This window comes from Pseudomonas kribbensis, assembly GCF_003352185.1.
Lineage (GTDB): Bacteria > Pseudomonadota > Gammaproteobacteria > Pseudomonadales > Pseudomonadaceae > Aquipseudomonas > Aquipseudomonas kribbensis.
Window position 1 is genome coordinate 2,446,478 of the sequence record NZ_CP029608.1, and the last position, 15,166, is coordinate 2,461,643.

17 protein-coding genes are annotated in these 15,166 nt (G+C 61.6%); 6 read left to right on the forward strand and 11 right to left on the reverse strand.

Going from position 1 to position 15,166, the window contains the following annotated elements:
* Positions 1-17: 17 nt before the first annotated feature.
* Positions 18-386: a hypothetical protein gene (locus DLD99_RS11325; protein ID WP_085708648.1), complete on the reverse strand. Its 369-nt coding sequence runs from the start codon at positions 384-386 to the stop codon at positions 18-20.
* A gap of 255 nt (positions 387-641) precedes the next feature.
* On the opposite strand from DLD99_RS11325, the gene DLD99_RS11330 reads away from it, so the two are divergent.
* From DLD99_RS11330 to DLD99_RS11345, 4 genes are all read left to right on the forward strand, one after another.
* Complete coding sequence (locus tag DLD99_RS11330; protein WP_114886646.1) at positions 642-1,031, forward strand: hypothetical protein; 390 nt, start codon at positions 642-644, stop codon at positions 1,029-1,031.
* 16 nt (positions 1,032-1,047) lie between these two features.
* Positions 1,048-1,470, forward strand: a complete 423-nt coding sequence (locus DLD99_RS11335) for an HD domain-containing protein (RefSeq protein ID WP_085607498.1) — start codon at positions 1,048-1,050, stop codon at positions 1,468-1,470.
* 28 nt (positions 1,471-1,498) lie between these two features.
* Complete coding sequence (locus DLD99_RS11340) at positions 1,499-2,518, forward strand: AbrB family transcriptional regulator (RefSeq protein WP_114882247.1); 1,020 nt, start codon at positions 1,499-1,501, stop codon at positions 2,516-2,518.
* A gap of 661 nt (positions 2,519-3,179) precedes the next feature.
* Positions 3,180-3,965 carry a DeoR/GlpR family DNA-binding transcription regulator gene (locus tag DLD99_RS11345; protein ID WP_085708644.1) on the forward strand — a complete coding sequence of 262 codons (786 nt, stop codon included), beginning with the start codon at positions 3,180-3,182 and terminating at the stop codon, positions 3,963-3,965.
* A 95-nt stretch (positions 3,966-4,060) separates the two neighbouring features.
* On the opposite strand, the gene DLD99_RS11350 is transcribed toward DLD99_RS11345, so the two are convergent.
* From DLD99_RS11350 to DLD99_RS11385, 8 genes are all read right to left on the reverse strand, one after another.
* Entirely contained in the window at positions 4,061-5,344 is a 1,284-nt protein-coding gene (locus DLD99_RS11350; protein ID WP_114882248.1) for an NAD(P)/FAD-dependent oxidoreductase, read from the reverse strand.
* Positions 5,345-5,377: 33 nt separating this feature from the next.
* A complete protein-coding gene (locus DLD99_RS11355; protein ID WP_114882249.1) occupies positions 5,378-6,742 on the reverse strand; it encodes a glutamine synthetase family protein in 1,365 nt (454 codons plus the stop codon).
* A 423-nt stretch (positions 6,743-7,165) separates the two neighbouring features.
* A complete protein-coding gene (gene chrA, locus DLD99_RS11360; RefSeq protein WP_114882250.1) occupies positions 7,166-8,512 on the reverse strand; it encodes a chromate efflux transporter in 1,347 nt (448 codons plus the stop codon).
* A 71-nt stretch (positions 8,513-8,583) separates the two neighbouring features.
* Positions 8,584-9,045: a molybdopterin synthase catalytic subunit MoaE gene (gene moaE / locus DLD99_RS11365; protein WP_114882251.1), complete on the reverse strand. Its 462-nt coding sequence runs from the start codon at positions 9,043-9,045 to the stop codon at positions 8,584-8,586.
* Between the two features lie 3 nt (positions 9,046-9,048).
* The gene (gene moaD / locus DLD99_RS11370) at positions 9,049-9,300 is read right to left on the reverse strand and encodes a molybdopterin converting factor subunit 1 (RefSeq protein ID WP_114882252.1); all 252 of its coding nucleotides are present in this window, start codon (positions 9,298-9,300) and stop codon (positions 9,049-9,051) included.
* Positions 9,297-9,782, reverse strand: coding sequence for a cyclic pyranopterin monophosphate synthase MoaC (gene moaC / locus DLD99_RS11375; protein ID WP_114882253.1), 486 nt, complete (start codon positions 9,780-9,782; stop codon positions 9,297-9,299). Before moaC ends, moaD begins: the two co-directional genes overlap by 4 nt.
* Positions 9,779-10,621 (reverse strand): formate dehydrogenase accessory sulfurtransferase FdhD, encoded by an 843-nt coding sequence (fdhD, locus tag DLD99_RS11380; protein ID WP_114882254.1) that lies wholly within the window; start codon positions 10,619-10,621, stop codon positions 9,779-9,781. The genes moaC and fdhD overlap by 4 nt, the downstream gene beginning before the upstream one ends.
* 108 nt (positions 10,622-10,729) lie before the next feature.
* Positions 10,730-11,629, reverse strand: a complete 900-nt coding sequence (locus tag DLD99_RS11385; RefSeq protein ID WP_085708636.1) for a LysR family transcriptional regulator — start codon at positions 11,627-11,629, stop codon at positions 10,730-10,732.
* A 298-nt stretch (positions 11,630-11,927) separates the two neighbouring features.
* Between DLD99_RS11385 and moaB the strand changes: the two genes are divergently transcribed.
* A complete protein-coding gene (gene moaB, locus DLD99_RS11390; protein ID WP_085733108.1) occupies positions 11,928-12,467 on the forward strand; it encodes a molybdenum cofactor biosynthesis protein B in 540 nt (179 codons plus the stop codon).
* Positions 12,464-13,669, forward strand: coding sequence for a molybdopterin molybdotransferase MoeA (locus DLD99_RS11395; protein ID WP_114882255.1), 1,206 nt, complete (start codon positions 12,464-12,466; stop codon positions 13,667-13,669). The genes moaB and DLD99_RS11395 overlap by 4 nt, the downstream gene beginning before the upstream one ends.
* Positions 13,670-13,675: 6 nt before the next feature.
* Here the strand turns inward: DLD99_RS11395 and DLD99_RS11400 are convergent, their stop codons facing one another.
* Together DLD99_RS11400 and DLD99_RS11405 are read right to left on the reverse strand one after the other, a co-directional pair.
* Positions 13,676-14,473 (reverse strand): MipA/OmpV family protein, encoded by a 798-nt coding sequence (locus DLD99_RS11400; protein WP_114882256.1) that lies wholly within the window; start codon positions 14,471-14,473, stop codon positions 13,676-13,678.
* 100 nt (positions 14,474-14,573) lie between these two features.
* On the reverse strand, positions 14,574-15,062 hold the full coding sequence (locus DLD99_RS11405) for a GFA family protein (protein ID WP_114882257.1): 489 nt from the start codon (positions 15,060-15,062) through the stop codon (positions 14,574-14,576).
* Between the last annotated feature and the right edge of the window lie 104 nt (positions 15,063-15,166).

Sequence of the window (15,166 nt, forward strand, 5' to 3'; positions counted from 1 at the left end):
GGCGTCAGCGGCAACCTTCAGCCATTGGTCGTGGCTCTGCAATCTCTGCGCATGTCATCGTTTTTGATGTTCTGGCAGCCACCCCGACCTTGTTGTGCCCTGCACAAGTTACGCAGGTCATCGTCGTGAATGTTCGTGCAGCTGTCGATGCCTCTCTTGCCTTTGCAGAGGTTGCGCTGATCATCGTCGCGGATATTCCCACAGCTATCGCTACCTTCGGCTTCGGATTTGCAGGCGTTGCGCATGTCATCATTTTTGATGTTCTGGCAGCCGCCCCAGCCTTCCTTGGCCTTGCAATAGTTGCGTTGGTCATCGTCTTTGATGTTTTCACAACCGGCGTGTGCGTAGCCACTCAACATCAATAACATCACGAGAATCAGTCTCATCGGGGTACTTCCATGATTGTCAGGAAACAGCCTGACGCTGAGCGGTGCCGTATGCCTGAAGGCAAACAGCGATATCGCATTGACATCATTTTAAAGAAAAGTTCATGGACGGCCTATGTGCAGGGCGGAAATTTTGGAGCGTCTCCGGACGTTGATGGGTGCAGTTCAGTTGATTTTTGATTTGCCATGGCGGGGTGAATCCGTGAAGGTATACATGAAACAGTTTGTAACGCCTCGCCAGGGATGGACCCGCGCATGATTCAGATCGGCAGCCGCAACAACGCCCCCACGCCGCAGCACAAAACCCAGGATATCTACATCTTCAGCATCGACCTGTCCCGACCGGCGACGCCGTTCTGTTTCGAGCAATCGATTGGCGGCGGGCATGTCGAACAGGGTGGTGCGCGGTGGCTGGCACTGGATGAGCTGGATGGCTGGCCCGGGGAGTGGCGCGAGCATTTGAAGAAGGCCAATTGCGCGTGGGTGGCCGAGTTGCTGGATGCGCATCCGGGAGAGAGTCAGGCTGATCTGGTCTCGCTGATTCTCCAGCGCTACGCCGAGCCGGCGCAGCCGACCGGGCGTTTGCAGGCAATCGGGCGCTGGTTCAAGCGTCATTTCTATATTGGCGGCCGGTACGGCGTCTGACCCGAGGTTTCCCCCTATGACCCAGACTCTGGAACGCGCCATCGCCATTGCCGCCACAGCCCACGCAGGGCAGGTAGACAAGGGTGGTGCGCCGTACATTTTGCATCCGCTGAAAGTCATGCTGCGCATGAGCAGCCTGGAAGAACGCATCGTCGCGGTGCTGCACGATGTGGTCGAGGATTGCGGCATCAGCCTGGATGATTTGCGCAAGGAAGGCTTCAGCGAAGCCGTGCTGTCAGCCATCGAATCGGTGACCAAAGTGCCCGGCGAGTCCTACGAGGACTTCGTCGAGCGCGCCGCGCAGAACCCGATCGGGCGGGTGGTGAAACTGGCGGATCTGGAAGAGAACAGCGACCTGTCGCGGATTGCCTCGCCGAGCTGGGAGGATCTGGAGCGGATCGAAAAGTATCGGCGGGCGATTGGACGGTTGCGCGCCTGACGTCATTTGAATAGCCAGGAAGGCGACCATGAAATCCATTCTGTGTCTGTTGATCGCTGCCGGATTCGGCGCGCTGTTGCAGTTCGAGGGCGTGCCCCACGGGTTGCTGTTGGGCTCGATCCTGGTTACGGCACTTGCCGCTACCAAGTTCAGTTTTTCACCCAGGACCCCATATGGCTTGGGTTACATCCAGGTCACTCTCGGCATCGCCACAGGCTTGATGTTCGAGGCCTGGGACAGTGCGACCGTCTCGACAATGCTGCCAAGCCTCGGCCTGTTGCTGCTGTGCCTGACAGTACAAGTGGCGCTGTCCGCCTGGTGGCTGGCGCGCGGGGCAGGGTGGAATCGCACTGATGCCCTGCTGGCGGTCTATCCGGGAGCGCTGGCGGCGGTGTTTGATTTGCTGGAATCGCATCAAGCGTCGAGCAAGGTCATCATCGTGCATTTGATGCGTTTGCTGCTGATCACGGTGCTGGTGAGTTTGCTGATTCCCGGCCAAGCAGCGGTCGCGGTTGCCGAGGTCGATCCGCTGTCCACGGGCATGGCGTTGACCGTGTTCTCGCTGATTGTTTCGAGCATTGTGGTCGGTCGATTGCTGCTGGCGATTGGCGTGCCGGCGCCGTTCATGTTGACGGCGATTATCCTGACGGCCGTGTTCTTGAAATCGGGATGGCTGCACGGTTTTCACATGCCGGACTGGAGCCTGAATCTGGCGGCGTTGATTCTCGGTGTGCGGATCGGCTCACGCTTCCAGGGCCTTGGTCTTGCGGAACTGGGACGTCATGGCCGCACCGCACTGGTGTCGGTGGGTTTGATGATTCTGGTTGCGGCGGGGTTCGCCGAAGTGGCGGCGCGGTTGTTGGGGAGTGATGCGTTGTCGCTGTGGCTGGCCTACATGCCGGGGGCAATCGAGACCATTGCCATCGTGGCGTTTGGGGGCGGGTTGAACGTGGTGTTTATCCTGACTCACCATCTGGTGCGGATGGTGGTGCTGCACTTTGCGCCGGCGTTGCTGGTGCAGGTGCGTAGAGCGCGGGAAGAGGTTTGATCGGTGCACCGTTTACTTTTTTGTGTCTTGAGGTAGGTCATGGGGTCATGGGTTCGGTGCAAATGTGATGAGCTGGTTCACAAAAACTGGTATTGCGGGACGGGTGTATCTCTGGTGGCTTCAGAGGATGCGCTTGATCTGCCGGATGGAAATGCAATGTCCGCCCATCAACTCGTCGACAAGCTGTTTGCAGAGTCCGACATGCTTCTCAGGTGCTGGAATTGCTCTCGGATCATTTTGTTGAACGAGCGGGGCGGGGAGTTTGTCGTCAAGTTCTTCGCGCCCGAAGAAGATTGATCTGTTGTGACGTGATTGTGAGCCTGGGCTGCCTGGCAGCCGACAGGAAAACACGAGATAAGGCAATTAGAGGTGCGCCGCAAATCCTTCACCACGTGCTGGCGGCGTCGGTGTGAATCACGCATGCCCCAACGCAATCGCAAACGACACGACGATCATGCACGCAAACGCAAAATTGAGATTCATGAGTTGTTCATCCTGAGCCTTGTTGAAGTGGTGCCATTGTGAACAGGCTGAAAGCAAAGAAAAAATTCGGCTTCATGATTTCAAAGATCGAAACAATTGATATCAGCCGGTTTGTGTTTGGCAGATGCATTGGTTAGGCTCGCCAAACCTGCAACTACAAGCACAAACAGGCAAAACCATGCACGATCATTCCGCTTCCGAGCTTCCCTCCCTGCGTCGGCAGAAAATCCTGCTAATCCTCGAACGTGACGGCAAGGTCATGGCGTCCGAGTTGAGCCAGCACTTTGCGGTGTCCGAAGACACCATCCGTCGCGATCTGGCGGAGCTGGACAATGCCGGGCTGGTGCAGCGGGTGCATGGCGGGGCGCTGCCGCGACCGAAGGACACTGGCAAGGATTACTTCACGCGGATCAGTGAAACCGACGAGGTGAAAACCAGCCTCGCGCAGCTGGCGGCCGGACGGGTGAAGGACGGTCAGATCGTGCTGTTTGATTCCGGCACCACCACCTTGCAGATCGCCCGTTCGTTGCCCTCGGATATTTCGATCACTGCTGTGACCACATCACCGATGACGGCGATCACCCTGGCGGAATACAAGGGGATCAAGGTGATTCTGGCGGGCGGGCAGTTGAATCTGGCGACAATGTCGGTCAGTGGCCACGAGACGGTGCGACTGCTGCAAAGCATCAAGGCTGACCTGTTGTTCACCGGGGTGTGTGCGATTCATCCGGAGGTGGGGTTGAGTTCGCTGTATTTCGATGAAGTGCCGGTGAAGCAGGCGTTGTTCGACAGTGCGGCACAAGTGATTGCCGTGACCACCGCCGACAAGCTGGGGGCGGTGGAGCCGTTTGTGGTGGCGCCGTGCAGCCGGGTGCATACGTTGATTACCGAGCGGCATCTGGCGTCGGGCAGTGCCGAGGATTATCGGCGGTTGGGGATTGAGGTTGAACAGCTGCAGGATTGAGATTTTGTGGTGAGGTTAAAGGCCTCTTCGCCAGCAGGCTGGCTCCCACAGTAGATCGTGTGGGAGCCAGTCTGCTGGCGATGGGGCCCGTTCAATCAGCGCAGTTTTTCCAGCATCTGGTAGTACCACATCCCCGCCGCCAGCATCGGATTCCCCAGTAGATCCCCCATCGGCACGCGAATGTGCGAGCACGCGGCAAACGTGTCGAACTGCTGCATCTGCCCGGTGATCGCGCGGCTCATGATTTCGCCCATGATGTGGGTCGTGGCGATGCCATGGCCGGAGTAGCCCTGGCAATACCAGACGTTGTCCGAGAGCTTGCCCAGTTGCGGAATGCGGTTGATGACGATGCCCATCGCGCAGCTCCACTGGTAGTCGATCTTCACCCCTTTGAGCGCCGGGAAAGTCTGTTCGATGCACGGGCGCAGTTCGCCGGCGATGTCCCGTGAGTCCTTGCCGCTGTAGTTGGCGCCGCCGCCGAACAGCAGGCGGCCGTCGGCGGTGAGGCGGTAGTAGTCGAGGACGAAGCGGCAGTCGTAAACGGCGAGGTCTTCGGGGTTGATCTGCCGGGCCAGATCCCCCAGCGGCTCGGTGGTGACGATGCCGCCCATGGCCGGGAAGATCTTGCCCTTGAGCTGGCCAGGTTCGAGCTTGTGGTAGACATCGCCGGCCAGCAGCACCTGATTGGCGTCGATCCGGCCATGGGCCGTGCGAACGCCCGGGCTATCGCCGTGGATAATCTCCAGCACTTCGCTGTTTTCGAAGATCAGCGCGCCGAGGCTTTCCGCCGCCCGCGCCTCGCCGATGCACAGGTTGAGCGGGTGCAGGTGCATGTTGCGGGTGTTCTTGATTGCGCCGTGATAGAGGTCGCTTTGCAGCAGGTCGCGCACCTGGCTGCGGTCGAGCAGGCTGACTTCATCGCCCATGCCGCGACGCACGGCTTCGTCGTAATCGCTGCGCAAACCGGCCATGTGGCTCGGCTTGTAGGCCGCGTGCAAGTGGCCGTGTTTCAGGTCGCACTCGATCCCGTATTTTTCGACGCGCTGTTTGATGATTTCGTGGCCGCGCCAGCGCAGGTGCCAGATGAAATCGTCGACCTCATCGCCCAAGGTGTTGCGCATCTGCTTGCGCATCGCACCATCGCCGGACAGGCTGCCGGTCACCTGTCCGCCATTGCGCCCGGTGGCGCCCCAACCGATCTTGTGGCTTTCGACGATGGCGACTTTCAGGCCTTTCTCGGCGAGTTCCACTGCAGTGGCGACGCCGGTGAAACCGCCGCCGATGATCACCACATCGACCTTGTGCCGGCCTTGCAGGGTCGGGTAGTCGGTGTCGCGGTTGAGGGTCGCGGTGTAGTAGGAATTGCTGCGTTCAGTCATGTCGGTATCCAAGGCAAAAAGAGGAAAAAGGGATCAGGCTTCGGTCAGGTACCAGCGCCAGTCCTGCTCACCCACTTCAGCCATGAACTGCCGGTATTCCGCACGCTTCACCGCCAGATACACCCCGAGAAATTCCTGCCCCAGCGCATCCCTTGCCCACGCTGATTTTTCCAGTGCGGTGAGCGAGGTCAGCCAGTCAGTCGGCAGCAATTCCTTCGCCTGCGCATAGCCATTGCCTTGCACCGGTTCGCCCGGATCGATGTCTTCTTTTATCCCGCGATGAATGCCCGCGAGGATCGCCGCAGCCGCCAGATACGGGTTGGCATCGGCGCCGCAGATGCGGTGTTCGATGTGCCGGGTGTTGGCCGGGCCGCCGGGCACGCGCAGGCTGACGGTGCGGTTGTCGACGCCCCAGGTCGGCGCCAGTGGCGCATAGCTGTTGGCCTGGAAGCGGCGGTAGGAGTTGGCGTTGGGGCAGAACAGCAGCAGCGAATCGAGCAGGGACGCGAGCATCCCGCCAATCGCGGTACGCAGCAGCGGGGTGCCGGCCGGATCCTCGGAGGCAAACAGATTGTGCCCTTCGGAGTCGGCGAGGCTGACGTGCATGTGCATGCCGGTGCCCGCCAGATCATCGAAGGGTTTGGCCATGAAAGTCACTTGCATGCCGTGCTTGTGCGCCACGGCCTTGACCAGTCGTTTGTAGCGCACGGCCTGGTCCATCGCCTCCAGCGCATCGCCGTGTTCAAGGGTGATTTCCACCTGGCCCGGCGCGTATTCCGAGATCGCCGTGCGCGCCGGAATGCCGTGCAGTTTGCAGGCGCTGTAGAGGTCGGCGAGGAACGGTTCGATCTGCTCCAGCTCACGCAAACCGTAGACCTGGGTGTGCCTCGGTCGACCGCCGTCGGCATCCAGCGCCGGTTGCGGGCGACCGTTGTGATCGCGTTTCGCGTCGAGCAGATAGAACTCCAGCTCGCAGGCCATCACCGGGTGATAACCCTCGTCCTTGAGGGCGTCGATGACCTTGATCAGCAGGTGACGCGGATCGGCAATGCTCGCCGGCATGCCTTGTTCCGGGTGCATGCTGACCTGCACCGCAGCAGTCGGAATCTGCCGCCACGGCAGGCGCACCAGACTGCCTTCCAGCGGGTAGGCGCGGCAGTCGATGTCGCCGACGTCCCACACCAGACCGGAGTTTTCCACGTCCTCGCCGTGCACGGTCAGGCCGAGGATGGTGCTTGGCAGCGGGCGTCCGCTTTCGTACACGGCGAGCAGTTCTTCACGGTGCAACAGCTTGCCGCGCGGCACGCCGTTGGCGTCGAGGATGAACAGCTCGATCATGTCGATGTCGGGGTTCTGATCCAGAAAATTGCGTGCGTCTTCAATGGCTGCGAATTTCATAATCAATCACTCACGATGGCGCCGCACAGGCGCGCAGATTCGGGCCGGACGCAGCTCGGCAAAAGGCGCGGGCGTCCTGGCAGGGATATCGAAAAAAGAGGGGGAGCTGTCGCGATTTTTAGCGGCGCGATCAGACGGGCAGGCAGATATCCGGCGGGCGTGCGGAGTGACGCAGCTTGGAACGGCTCAGGGCCATGGGGAGATTGACGATGCGATTCATGCGCGGCCCCTGTGAAGGAGGGCGCACAGTGCAGAGACGTTCAACGATTCTGATTGTTGTAGTGACGTGCTCATGACGCGTGTTTCCGTTGGCGGAAAACGTCGGCGGCGGGAGTGTCCCGCCATGCCGGTGTGGCTGGATAGTAAGGGGGAAGTCCGGGATAAGTAAACGCCTGATTCCGATGCACGCGGCAAGCTACCGGCTCAGCGCAACAGATGAAACCCCAGCCCGACGAGGGCGCAAACGATCAACACCTCGATCACCCCGCGCTTGAAAACAAACAGCCCGAGGGTGGCGGCGAGGGCGAGCAACAGCGCAAAAAAATCAGGCGGTGCGGCAAAACCCTTGGGCCAGAACACGTGGTATGCAAAGAAACACGCCAGATTGAGGATCACCCCGACCACGGCAGCGGTGATCGCCGTCAGCGGTGCGGTGAACTTCAATTCGTTGTGGGTCGACTCCACCAATGGTCCGCCGGCGAGGATGAACAGGAACGAAGGCAGGAAGGTGAACCAGGTCACCAGCGTCGCGGCCAGCGCACCGGCGGCAAACGCATGTTCCGGGCCGAACGTCGGTTGCACGTAAGCGCCGACAAACCCGACGAACGCCACCACCATGATCAGCGGCCCCGGCGTGGTTTCGCCCAGGGCCAGTCCGTCGATCATCTGCGTCGGCGTCAGCCAGCCGTAATGCCCGACCGCGCCCTGATACACGTAGGGCAGCACCGCATAAGCGCCGCCGAACGTCAGCAATGCCGCTTTGGTGAAGAACCAGCCCATCTGGGTGAAGGTGCCGTCCCAGCCGAACAGCGCCGTCAGCAGCGCCATTGGCAGACACCACAGCAACCCGCCGATCAGTACCAGACGCAACAGCCTCGGAAGGCTGAATCGCGCATGTTCGGGTGGCGGGGTGTCGTCATCGATGAGTGCCGGGCCGAAGGACTTTTCGCTGCCTCGATGACCGCCATTGTTGAACCGCTGAGGCGCCCAGCGTCCGCCGAAATAGCCGATCACTGCCGCACCAAGCACGATCAGCGGAAACGGCACGTTGAAGGCGAAAATCGCCACGAACGCCGCTCCGGCAATTACCCACAACCAGCCATTTTTCAAGGCTCGCGAGCCGATGCGATGGGCCGCGTGCAACACAATCGCGGTCACCGCCGGTTTGATCCCGTAAAACACCCCGGCCACCACCGGTACGTCGCCAAACGCGATGTACACCCACGACAGGACAATCAGAATCAGCAGCGACGGCAGCACAAACAGCGCCCCGGCCAGCACACCGCCACGGGTTCGGTGCAGCAGCCAGCCGATGTAGGTCGCCAGTTGCTGGGCCTCGGGGCCGGGCAGCAACATGCAGTAGTTGAGCGCGTGCAGAAAGCGCCGTTCGGAAATCCAGCGCCGGCGCTCCACCAGTTCCTGATGCATGATCGCGATCTGCCCGGCGGGGCCGCCGAAGCCGATGCAGCCGAGTTTGAGCCAGAAGGGCCAGGCCTGGCGCAGGCTGACAGGCTGGGAGTGAGGCAAGTCCTCGGGGGGCGTTGTGCTCAAGTGCGGCTCCACGATCCAATCGGTGCGAGCCGCTATCTAATCAGGCTTTTGTTGCAGCCGACAGTGCCCCGTCAGGCATGCGCCAGACTCCAGCGAAACGCCGCATTCTGATCACTCTCCCGCGCCTCGACCCAATGCGAACCCTCAGGCGTCGTCTCACGCTTCCAGAACGGCGCACGCGTCTTGAGCACATCCATGATGAACGCACAGGCCTCGAACGCCGCATGCCGATGCTTGCTGCTGACGCCGACAAACACGATCGGCTCGGTCACCGACAGCGCGCCGACCCGATGCACGATCTCCACCGCCAGCAGCGGCCAGCGCTCGCGGGCCTGTTCGGCGATCTGCTCCAAGGCCTTTTCGGTCATGCCCGGATAGTGCTCCAGAAACAGCTCGGTCACCGACTGCCCGACGTTCAGATCCCGCACATAACCAATGAAATTCACCACCGCGCCCACCCGTGGGTTGCGCGCATGCAAATCGGCAATCAACTGGCCGGCATCGAAGCTTTTGCGCTGAACTCGAACCCCCATGGTTCAACCTCCCGTGACCGGCGGAAAAAACGCGATCTCGTCGAAATCCTCGATCGCCTGATCCGGCTGACACAACTCCTGATTCACCGCACACATCAGGTTGCCGGCGCCGAGCACTTCACGCCACAGATCACCACGCTGCATCAGCATCTGCCGCACGTCTTCGACACTGTTGAGTGAATCCGTCACGGGGATTTTTTCACCGCCCAGATTGAGCCGGTCACGGTAGCTGGCGAAGTAGTTGATCAGAATCATTGCGGGTTCTCCCATTGAAAGTGCCCGGAGCGGCCACCCTGTTTGCTCAGCAGGCGGATGTCGCCGATGACCATCGCCCGGTCCACCGCTTTGCACATGTCATAGATCGTCAGCGCGGCGACGCTGGCGGCGGTCAGGGCTTCGAGTTCGACACCGGTCTGGCCGTTGAGGCGGCACGTGCTGGTGATCTGCACGCGGTCCGGTTCGCAGGCTTTGAGTTCGACGTGGATCGAGCTGAGCAGCAGCGCGTGACACAACGGAATCAACTCGTGGGTACGCTTGGCCGCCTGAATCCCGGCGATCCGCGCCACGGCGAACACATCACCCTTGGGGTGGCCGTTGGACTGGATCATTTGCAGGGTTTCCGTGCGCATCTGCACCCAGGCTTGCGCGGTGGCTTCGCGGCGGGTCGCAGCTTTGTCACTGACGTCGACCATGTTGGCGCGGCCCTGATCGTCGAGGTGGGTGAGGGTGTCGCTCATTCGGTTGGCTCCTGGATCGGGCTGTAGATTCGGGGGGCGTTGCGGTGCGGGACGTGGATCAGGTTCAAGCGGTGCTTGAGGGCCCAGCGCACGGTCAGCGCAGTGGGGGCGGACAGGCTGACGAGGGTGCCGAGGCGGGCACGCACGGCTTTGTGGATCAGTTCGAGGCTGCAACGGCTGGTGACCACGACGAAGCCCCGACGCGCATCGAGGCCTTCGAATTGCAGGGCGCCGATCAGCTTGTCGAGGGCGTTGTGGCGGCCGATGTCTTCGCGGCACAGCAGCGCTTCGCCGTCGGCGTTGAAGTACAACGCCGCGTGCAGGGCGCCGCTGCTGCGGGCCAGTTGCTGGGCCTGTTCGATGCGCTGGCGGATGCCGTCGAAATGCGCGGCCGGTGGCAACGGTGTCGGGGTCAGGATCTCCAGTTGCGGCAGGGCCTGCTCAAGGGCCTCCACGCCGCAGAGGCCGCAACCGCTGGTGCCCGCCATCTGCCGCCGGTGATCCTTCAGGGCCCAGAACGCACGGCTGGAAATCTGCACGTCGGCCTGGCAGGCCTGGTCGAAATGGGTCAGTCGGATGTCATGAATATCGTCGAGGCTGTCGACGATGGCGTTGCTCAGGCTGAAGCCGCGAATGAAGTCTTCGATGTTGCCCGGCGAGACCATCATCACCGCCTGGTTCAGACCGTTGTAGCTGATGGCCAATGCAATTTCCGCCGCCAGTGCCGCGTGGGACACCGGCGCGTCGTCGAGGTATTCGCGATAAGCGACCTGCGCCGGTTGTGGCGCGGGGGCGTTGGCATCGCCCGTTTCGATGGTTGGTTCAACCTGGCACAGCATCCTGAAAATCCCCGAAGCGCTGAAGTGGGTTCAGGCTACGGGGCAGGGAAAAGTGCGTCCAATCGCTTGTTCCGATGCAGTGATTGGATTGGTCGATCACTGAAGGCGTTAAACGGCAGGCGCCTCGATCCCGAACATTTTGCGCGCCTCGGCAAAGCACTTCTCGGCAATCGCCGAACGCGGTTCAGTCTTGCGCATCACCAGCCCCAACGGTGCGAGCACGCTGGCATCCGGCAGGTTGATGAAGGCAAGGTGCTCGATCGGTTCTTCCAGACCACTGTCCAGCGGCATGATCGAGCAGCAGAAACCCTGGTGAATCGCCTGCAACAGTTGATAGGTCGAATCGCTTTCCATGATCGGCTGCGGATTCAACCCGCGACTGCGGAAACTCAGGTCGATGGATTTTCGGTAATGCATGCCGGTGGTGATCATCCCCAGCGGCAGTTCGGCGGCGTCTTCCCAGCTCATTTCCGGGCCTTCGAAATGGAAGTGGCGGGTGTCGTAAAGCAGGCCAACGCGGGTCTCGCCAATCTCGAAAAACTCGAAATAGTTCGGGTTGACGTGGTCCAGATAACACACGCCCAGGTCCAGCTGATTGTTGCCCAGACCCTCGATGATCTCGTCGGAACTCAGGGACGACAGGCTGTATTTCAGCTCGGGAAATATCCCCGACAAACCCTGAATGTAATTGACCGGATTGAAGTTGCTCAGCGGCACCAGTCCCAGACGCAGGCTGCCGACCAGTTGCCCGCGACAGGCAGCGGCTTCGGCGAACAACCCGTCGTGGGCGGCCAGCAGGGTGCGGGCCCAGGCCAGTACGCGCTCGCCGGCCTGGGTGAAACCCTCGAAGCGCTGGCCGCGATTGACCAGCACCAGATCCAGCTCGTCTTCCAGATTGCGCAGGCGCATCGACAAAGTCGGCTGGGTGATGTGGCAGCGTGCGGCGGCCTGGCCGAAGTGGCGGGTTTCGTCCAGCGCAATCAGGAACTTGAGTTGTTTGATGTCCACGATGGCACCTGCTCGAAGGGAAATTTGGATTGAGTATTGACGCAGATGCGTACGGCGCACGAAAAGCGCAGGTGGCGACGATCCCATTGATCGCGTTTTACGTCCAATCGGAAGCGTTGAAGAGGCTATCGAGGGATTCAATCATGGCCGGTTTCATTGGCTGGATCAGTGAGCGCCGCCCGATAAAAAACAGCCGATAGAGCGGCTCGATAATGTGGTTGGTTAGAGTGATTAGACAGTCTTGATAAGTGGCACTTAGGCTCTGGCCCAATTGAATTGGCGAAGGCCGGAGAGTGCCATGAGTGTTAAAGCGGATGCCCTGTTTGTTCCCTTGAATATTGCCGTGCTGACGGTCAGCGATACCCGCGATTACGCCAGCGATACCTCCGGCCAGTTGCTGGTCAGCCGCTTGCTCGAAGCGGGCCACACCTTGAGTGAACGCAACCTGCTCAAGGACGACCTGTACAAGATCCGCGCCCAGGTCGCCCAGTGGATTGCCGACGACGGCATTCAAGTGGTGCTGATCACCGGCGGCACCGGTTTCACTGGCCGCGACAGCACTCCGGAAGCCGTGGCTTGCCTGCTGGACAAGCAAATCGACGGTTTCGGCGAACTGTTCCGCGCCATCTCGATTCTCGACATCGGCACCTCGACCGTACAAAGCCGCGCACTGGCGGGGCTGTCCAACGGCACGCTGGTGTGCTGCCTGCCGGGCTCCACCGGCGCGTGCCGCACGGCGTGGGAGGGCATCCTCGCCGAGCAACTGGATAATCGTCATCGCCCGTGCAACTTCGTTCCGCACCTCAAACCGGTGCAAGCCTGCGGGCCACGGGGATGAGCAAGCCTGGATTGATGCCGGTCGAGGATGCACTTGATCAGTTGCTGGCGATGGCCAACGAACAGCGCCTGCCGGACAGCGAACCGGTGCCGCTCAATGAGGCACGCGGCCGAGTGCTGGCCAGCGATCTGGTAGCGACTCTCGACCTGCCGCCATGGCCGAACAGTGCCATGGACGGCTACGCGCTGAACCTTGCCGATCTGCACCGTCAGCCGCTGAGCGTGTCGCAACGGGTCTATGCCGGACTGGCGCCGGACGCCTTGCTGCCCGGCACCTGCGCGCGAATCTTCACTGGCGCGCCATTGCCCAATGGCGCCAATTGCGTGGAAATGCAGGAAAACACCGAGGTGCTGGAGGACGGTCGCGTGCGGTTTCTGCAACCGCTGAAAGTCGGCCAGAACATCCGTGCCCAGGGTCAGGAGAACCGCGTCGGTGACACGCTGCTGCGCGCCGGCAAACGCCTCGGCCCGTTCGAACTGGCGGTGGCGGCGGGGCAGGGCATGACTCATCTGCCGGTGGTGCGCCGCCCGCGCGTGGCATTGCTCTCCACCGGTGACGAGCTGGTGGAGCCGGGCCAGCCCCTGCGTCCCGGCAGCATCTACAACAGCAATCGCACCTTGCTCGACCACTGGTTGCGCGAACTCGGTTGCGAGGTGATCGACGCCGGGATTCTTCCCGATCGCCCGGCGCAGACCCGGCTCAAACTGGAGCAGTTGCAGGTGGCGGCCGATCTGATTCTGACCACCGGCGGCGTGTCTGCCGGCGATGCCGACTGCCTCGGCCAGGTGCTGCGCGACAACGGCAAACCGCTGCTGTGGAAACTTGCGATCAAACCCGGCAAGCCGTTGACCGTCGGCCATTTCGGCACGGTGCCGGTGATCGGTCTGCCGGGCAATCCGACCTCGGCGCTGGTGACCTTCGGCCTGTTGGCGCGTCCGTATCTGCTGCGCATTCAAGGCGTAGAAGAGGTGATGCCGTTGAGCTTCACCGTCAACGCCGGGTTCGACTGGGCGAAACCCGGCAGCCGCCGTGAGTACCTGCGGGTGCGTCTGGAAGGCGGGCAGGCGGCGCTGTATCCGAACCAGAGTTCCGGCGTGCTCCTCGGCGCGACGTGGGCCGACGGGCTGGTGGAAATCCCGGAGAACAGCACGCTGCGAATGGGCGATCCGCTGCGCTTCATTCCGTTCAGCGAGCTGTTTTAAGCGCGATCAAAAGGTGTAGACCACTTGCCCGGCAAGGGACGTCTGCAGCCGACGCTCGACAATCGGGCTGTCGGCGGCTTCGTGATTCAGGTACTGCACCGCCAGCACCGTCGACACGCTCCACTGTTTGTCCAGCGGCAATGACCACGTCAGGTCAGCGCCGCGACTGATCAACCCGGTCCGGGTCTTGTACGCGCGGAACTGGCTGCGCGAAGCCTGGGCATCGCTGACGCCGTACCAGGTGCGCATGTAGTTGCTGTCGCCGAATTGGCTGTTGAGACCGCCGGAAACCTTGCCAAAACGTCCTTCGTAGAGCGGCGCGCTGATGCTCAGCTTGAGGCGGTTCCACGAGGAGCCGGTGTCGTGGTCATCGTCGTCCTTTTCCAGCGCATGTTCGAAACTCGCGCCGAGAATGAGCGGGCCCAAGTGATACGTTCCGTCGAGCCCGATCACCGGGCGCGACTTGATCGAACCCATGCCGTTGAGTTCGTCCGAGCCTTTGAATCCTGTCTTGCGATCCTTGCGCACGTCACTGGCGCCGACGTAAACGCTGAGGCCGAAATCCTCTTCATCGAAACCCCAGCCGAGGCCTCGGCTAGTGTCGAGGAACACGCCGTAGGGGCTGACGATTTCAACGCCCACCAACGGTGCCACCACCCGTTCATCACTGCCGCTGTAGCGTGGCGCACTGGCGGCCCCGGCGCGCAGGGTGGTGTGCCAGTCTTCGGCGCGCAGCGAGTCGCCGGGCAGCAGCAGGCAAAGGGAGGTCAGGGACAGCGAGAACGTACGCAACGAAACCGGCATGGGGCACCCGATGGGGAAGATGGATGCGCCATGCTAGGCGGGGAGCGGCCGGCAATCTTTGGCAGCTTTGTCGGGAAACTGTCAAAGACTGTGAAGGCGGCTACCGGGTCAATCCGAGCCGTTCGTGCCATTGGGCGATGGATTCTTCGGGGTAGACCTCGAATTGCCGGTCCTTCGCGCTCGCCTGCACTTCGACCCACGGCGCTTTCGAGCCGAGCATCAGGTGGGTGTGCTCCGGCGGCACCGGCAACGGTGTGTCGATGGCCGAGGCGAACGGGTGAATCAGTTCCGGCCATTCCGGGCTGAACAGCCACAGACCGCTGCCGCACAACGAGCAGAAGTGTCGTTCGGCGGTGCTGCGATGGGCGCGGGCATCGCCTCCGTCTTTCATCTTCGCGTGGTAGATCGTGATGTTTTTGCGACCGCGCACCTTGAGGCTGGCCGCGTCGCCGCCGAGGTTGATCGCATAGCCGCCACCGCCCTGGGTCTTGCGGCAGATCGAACAGTAGCAGCGCTGATAAGGGTAGGGGTGGGCGCTGTCGAGGGTGAATGAAACCGCGCCGCAGTGGCAGGAGCCTTCGAGGTGCATGGTGGCCTCCGGTTTGGCGTTGTCGATGCGGTTCAGCCTAGAAGAGATGCTGCGCCTGTGCCGCCGCTATCGCGGTACAACTGGACGCCCACGAAAAGCCCGGT

What these genes read in the sequence shown, in the direction of transcription:
- moaE (WP_114882251.1), bottom strand. Translation starts at nt 9,045, where the DNA reads ATGGGGGTTCGAGTTCAGCGCAAAAGCTTCGATGCCGGCCAGTTGATT.
- DLD99_RS11330 (WP_114886646.1), top strand. Translation starts at nt 642, where the DNA reads ATGATTCAGATCGGCAGCCGCAACAACGCCCCCACGCCGCAGCACAAA.
- DLD99_RS11340 (WP_114882247.1), top strand. Translation starts at nt 1,499, where the DNA reads ATGAAATCCATTCTGTGTCTGTTGATCGCTGCCGGATTCGGCGCGCTG.
- moaD (WP_114882252.1), bottom strand. Translation starts at nt 9,300, where the DNA reads ATGATTCTGATCAACTACTTCGCCAGCTACCGTGACCGGCTCAATCTG.
- moaC (WP_114882253.1), bottom strand. Translation starts at nt 9,782, where the DNA reads ATGAGCGACACCCTCACCCACCTCGACGATCAGGGCCGCGCCAACATG.
- DLD99_RS11350 (WP_114882248.1), bottom strand. Translation starts at nt 5,344, where the DNA reads ATGACTGAACGCAGCAATTCCTACTACACCGCGACCCTCAACCGCGAC.
- DLD99_RS11345 (WP_085708644.1), top strand. Translation starts at nt 3,180, where the DNA reads ATGCACGATCATTCCGCTTCCGAGCTTCCCTCCCTGCGTCGGCAGAAA.
- DLD99_RS11405 (WP_114882257.1), bottom strand. Translation starts at nt 15,062, where the DNA reads ATGCACCTCGAAGGCTCCTGCCACTGCGGCGCGGTTTCATTCACCCTC.
- moaB (WP_085733108.1), top strand. Translation starts at nt 11,928, where the DNA reads ATGAGTGTTAAAGCGGATGCCCTGTTTGTTCCCTTGAATATTGCCGTG.
- DLD99_RS11355 (WP_114882249.1), bottom strand. Translation starts at nt 6,742, where the DNA reads ATGAAATTCGCAGCCATTGAAGACGCACGCAATTTTCTGGATCAGAAC.
- DLD99_RS11395 (WP_114882255.1), top strand. Translation starts at nt 12,464, where the DNA reads ATGAGCAAGCCTGGATTGATGCCGGTCGAGGATGCACTTGATCAGTTG.
- DLD99_RS11335 (WP_085607498.1), top strand. Translation starts at nt 1,048, where the DNA reads ATGACCCAGACTCTGGAACGCGCCATCGCCATTGCCGCCACAGCCCAC.
- fdhD (WP_114882254.1), bottom strand. Translation starts at nt 10,621, where the DNA reads ATGCTGTGCCAGGTTGAACCAACCATCGAAACGGGCGATGCCAACGCC.
- DLD99_RS11325 (WP_085708648.1), bottom strand. Translation starts at nt 386, where the DNA reads ATGAGACTGATTCTCGTGATGTTATTGATGTTGAGTGGCTACGCACAC.
- DLD99_RS11400 (WP_114882256.1), bottom strand. Translation starts at nt 14,473, where the DNA reads ATGCCGGTTTCGTTGCGTACGTTCTCGCTGTCCCTGACCTCCCTTTGC.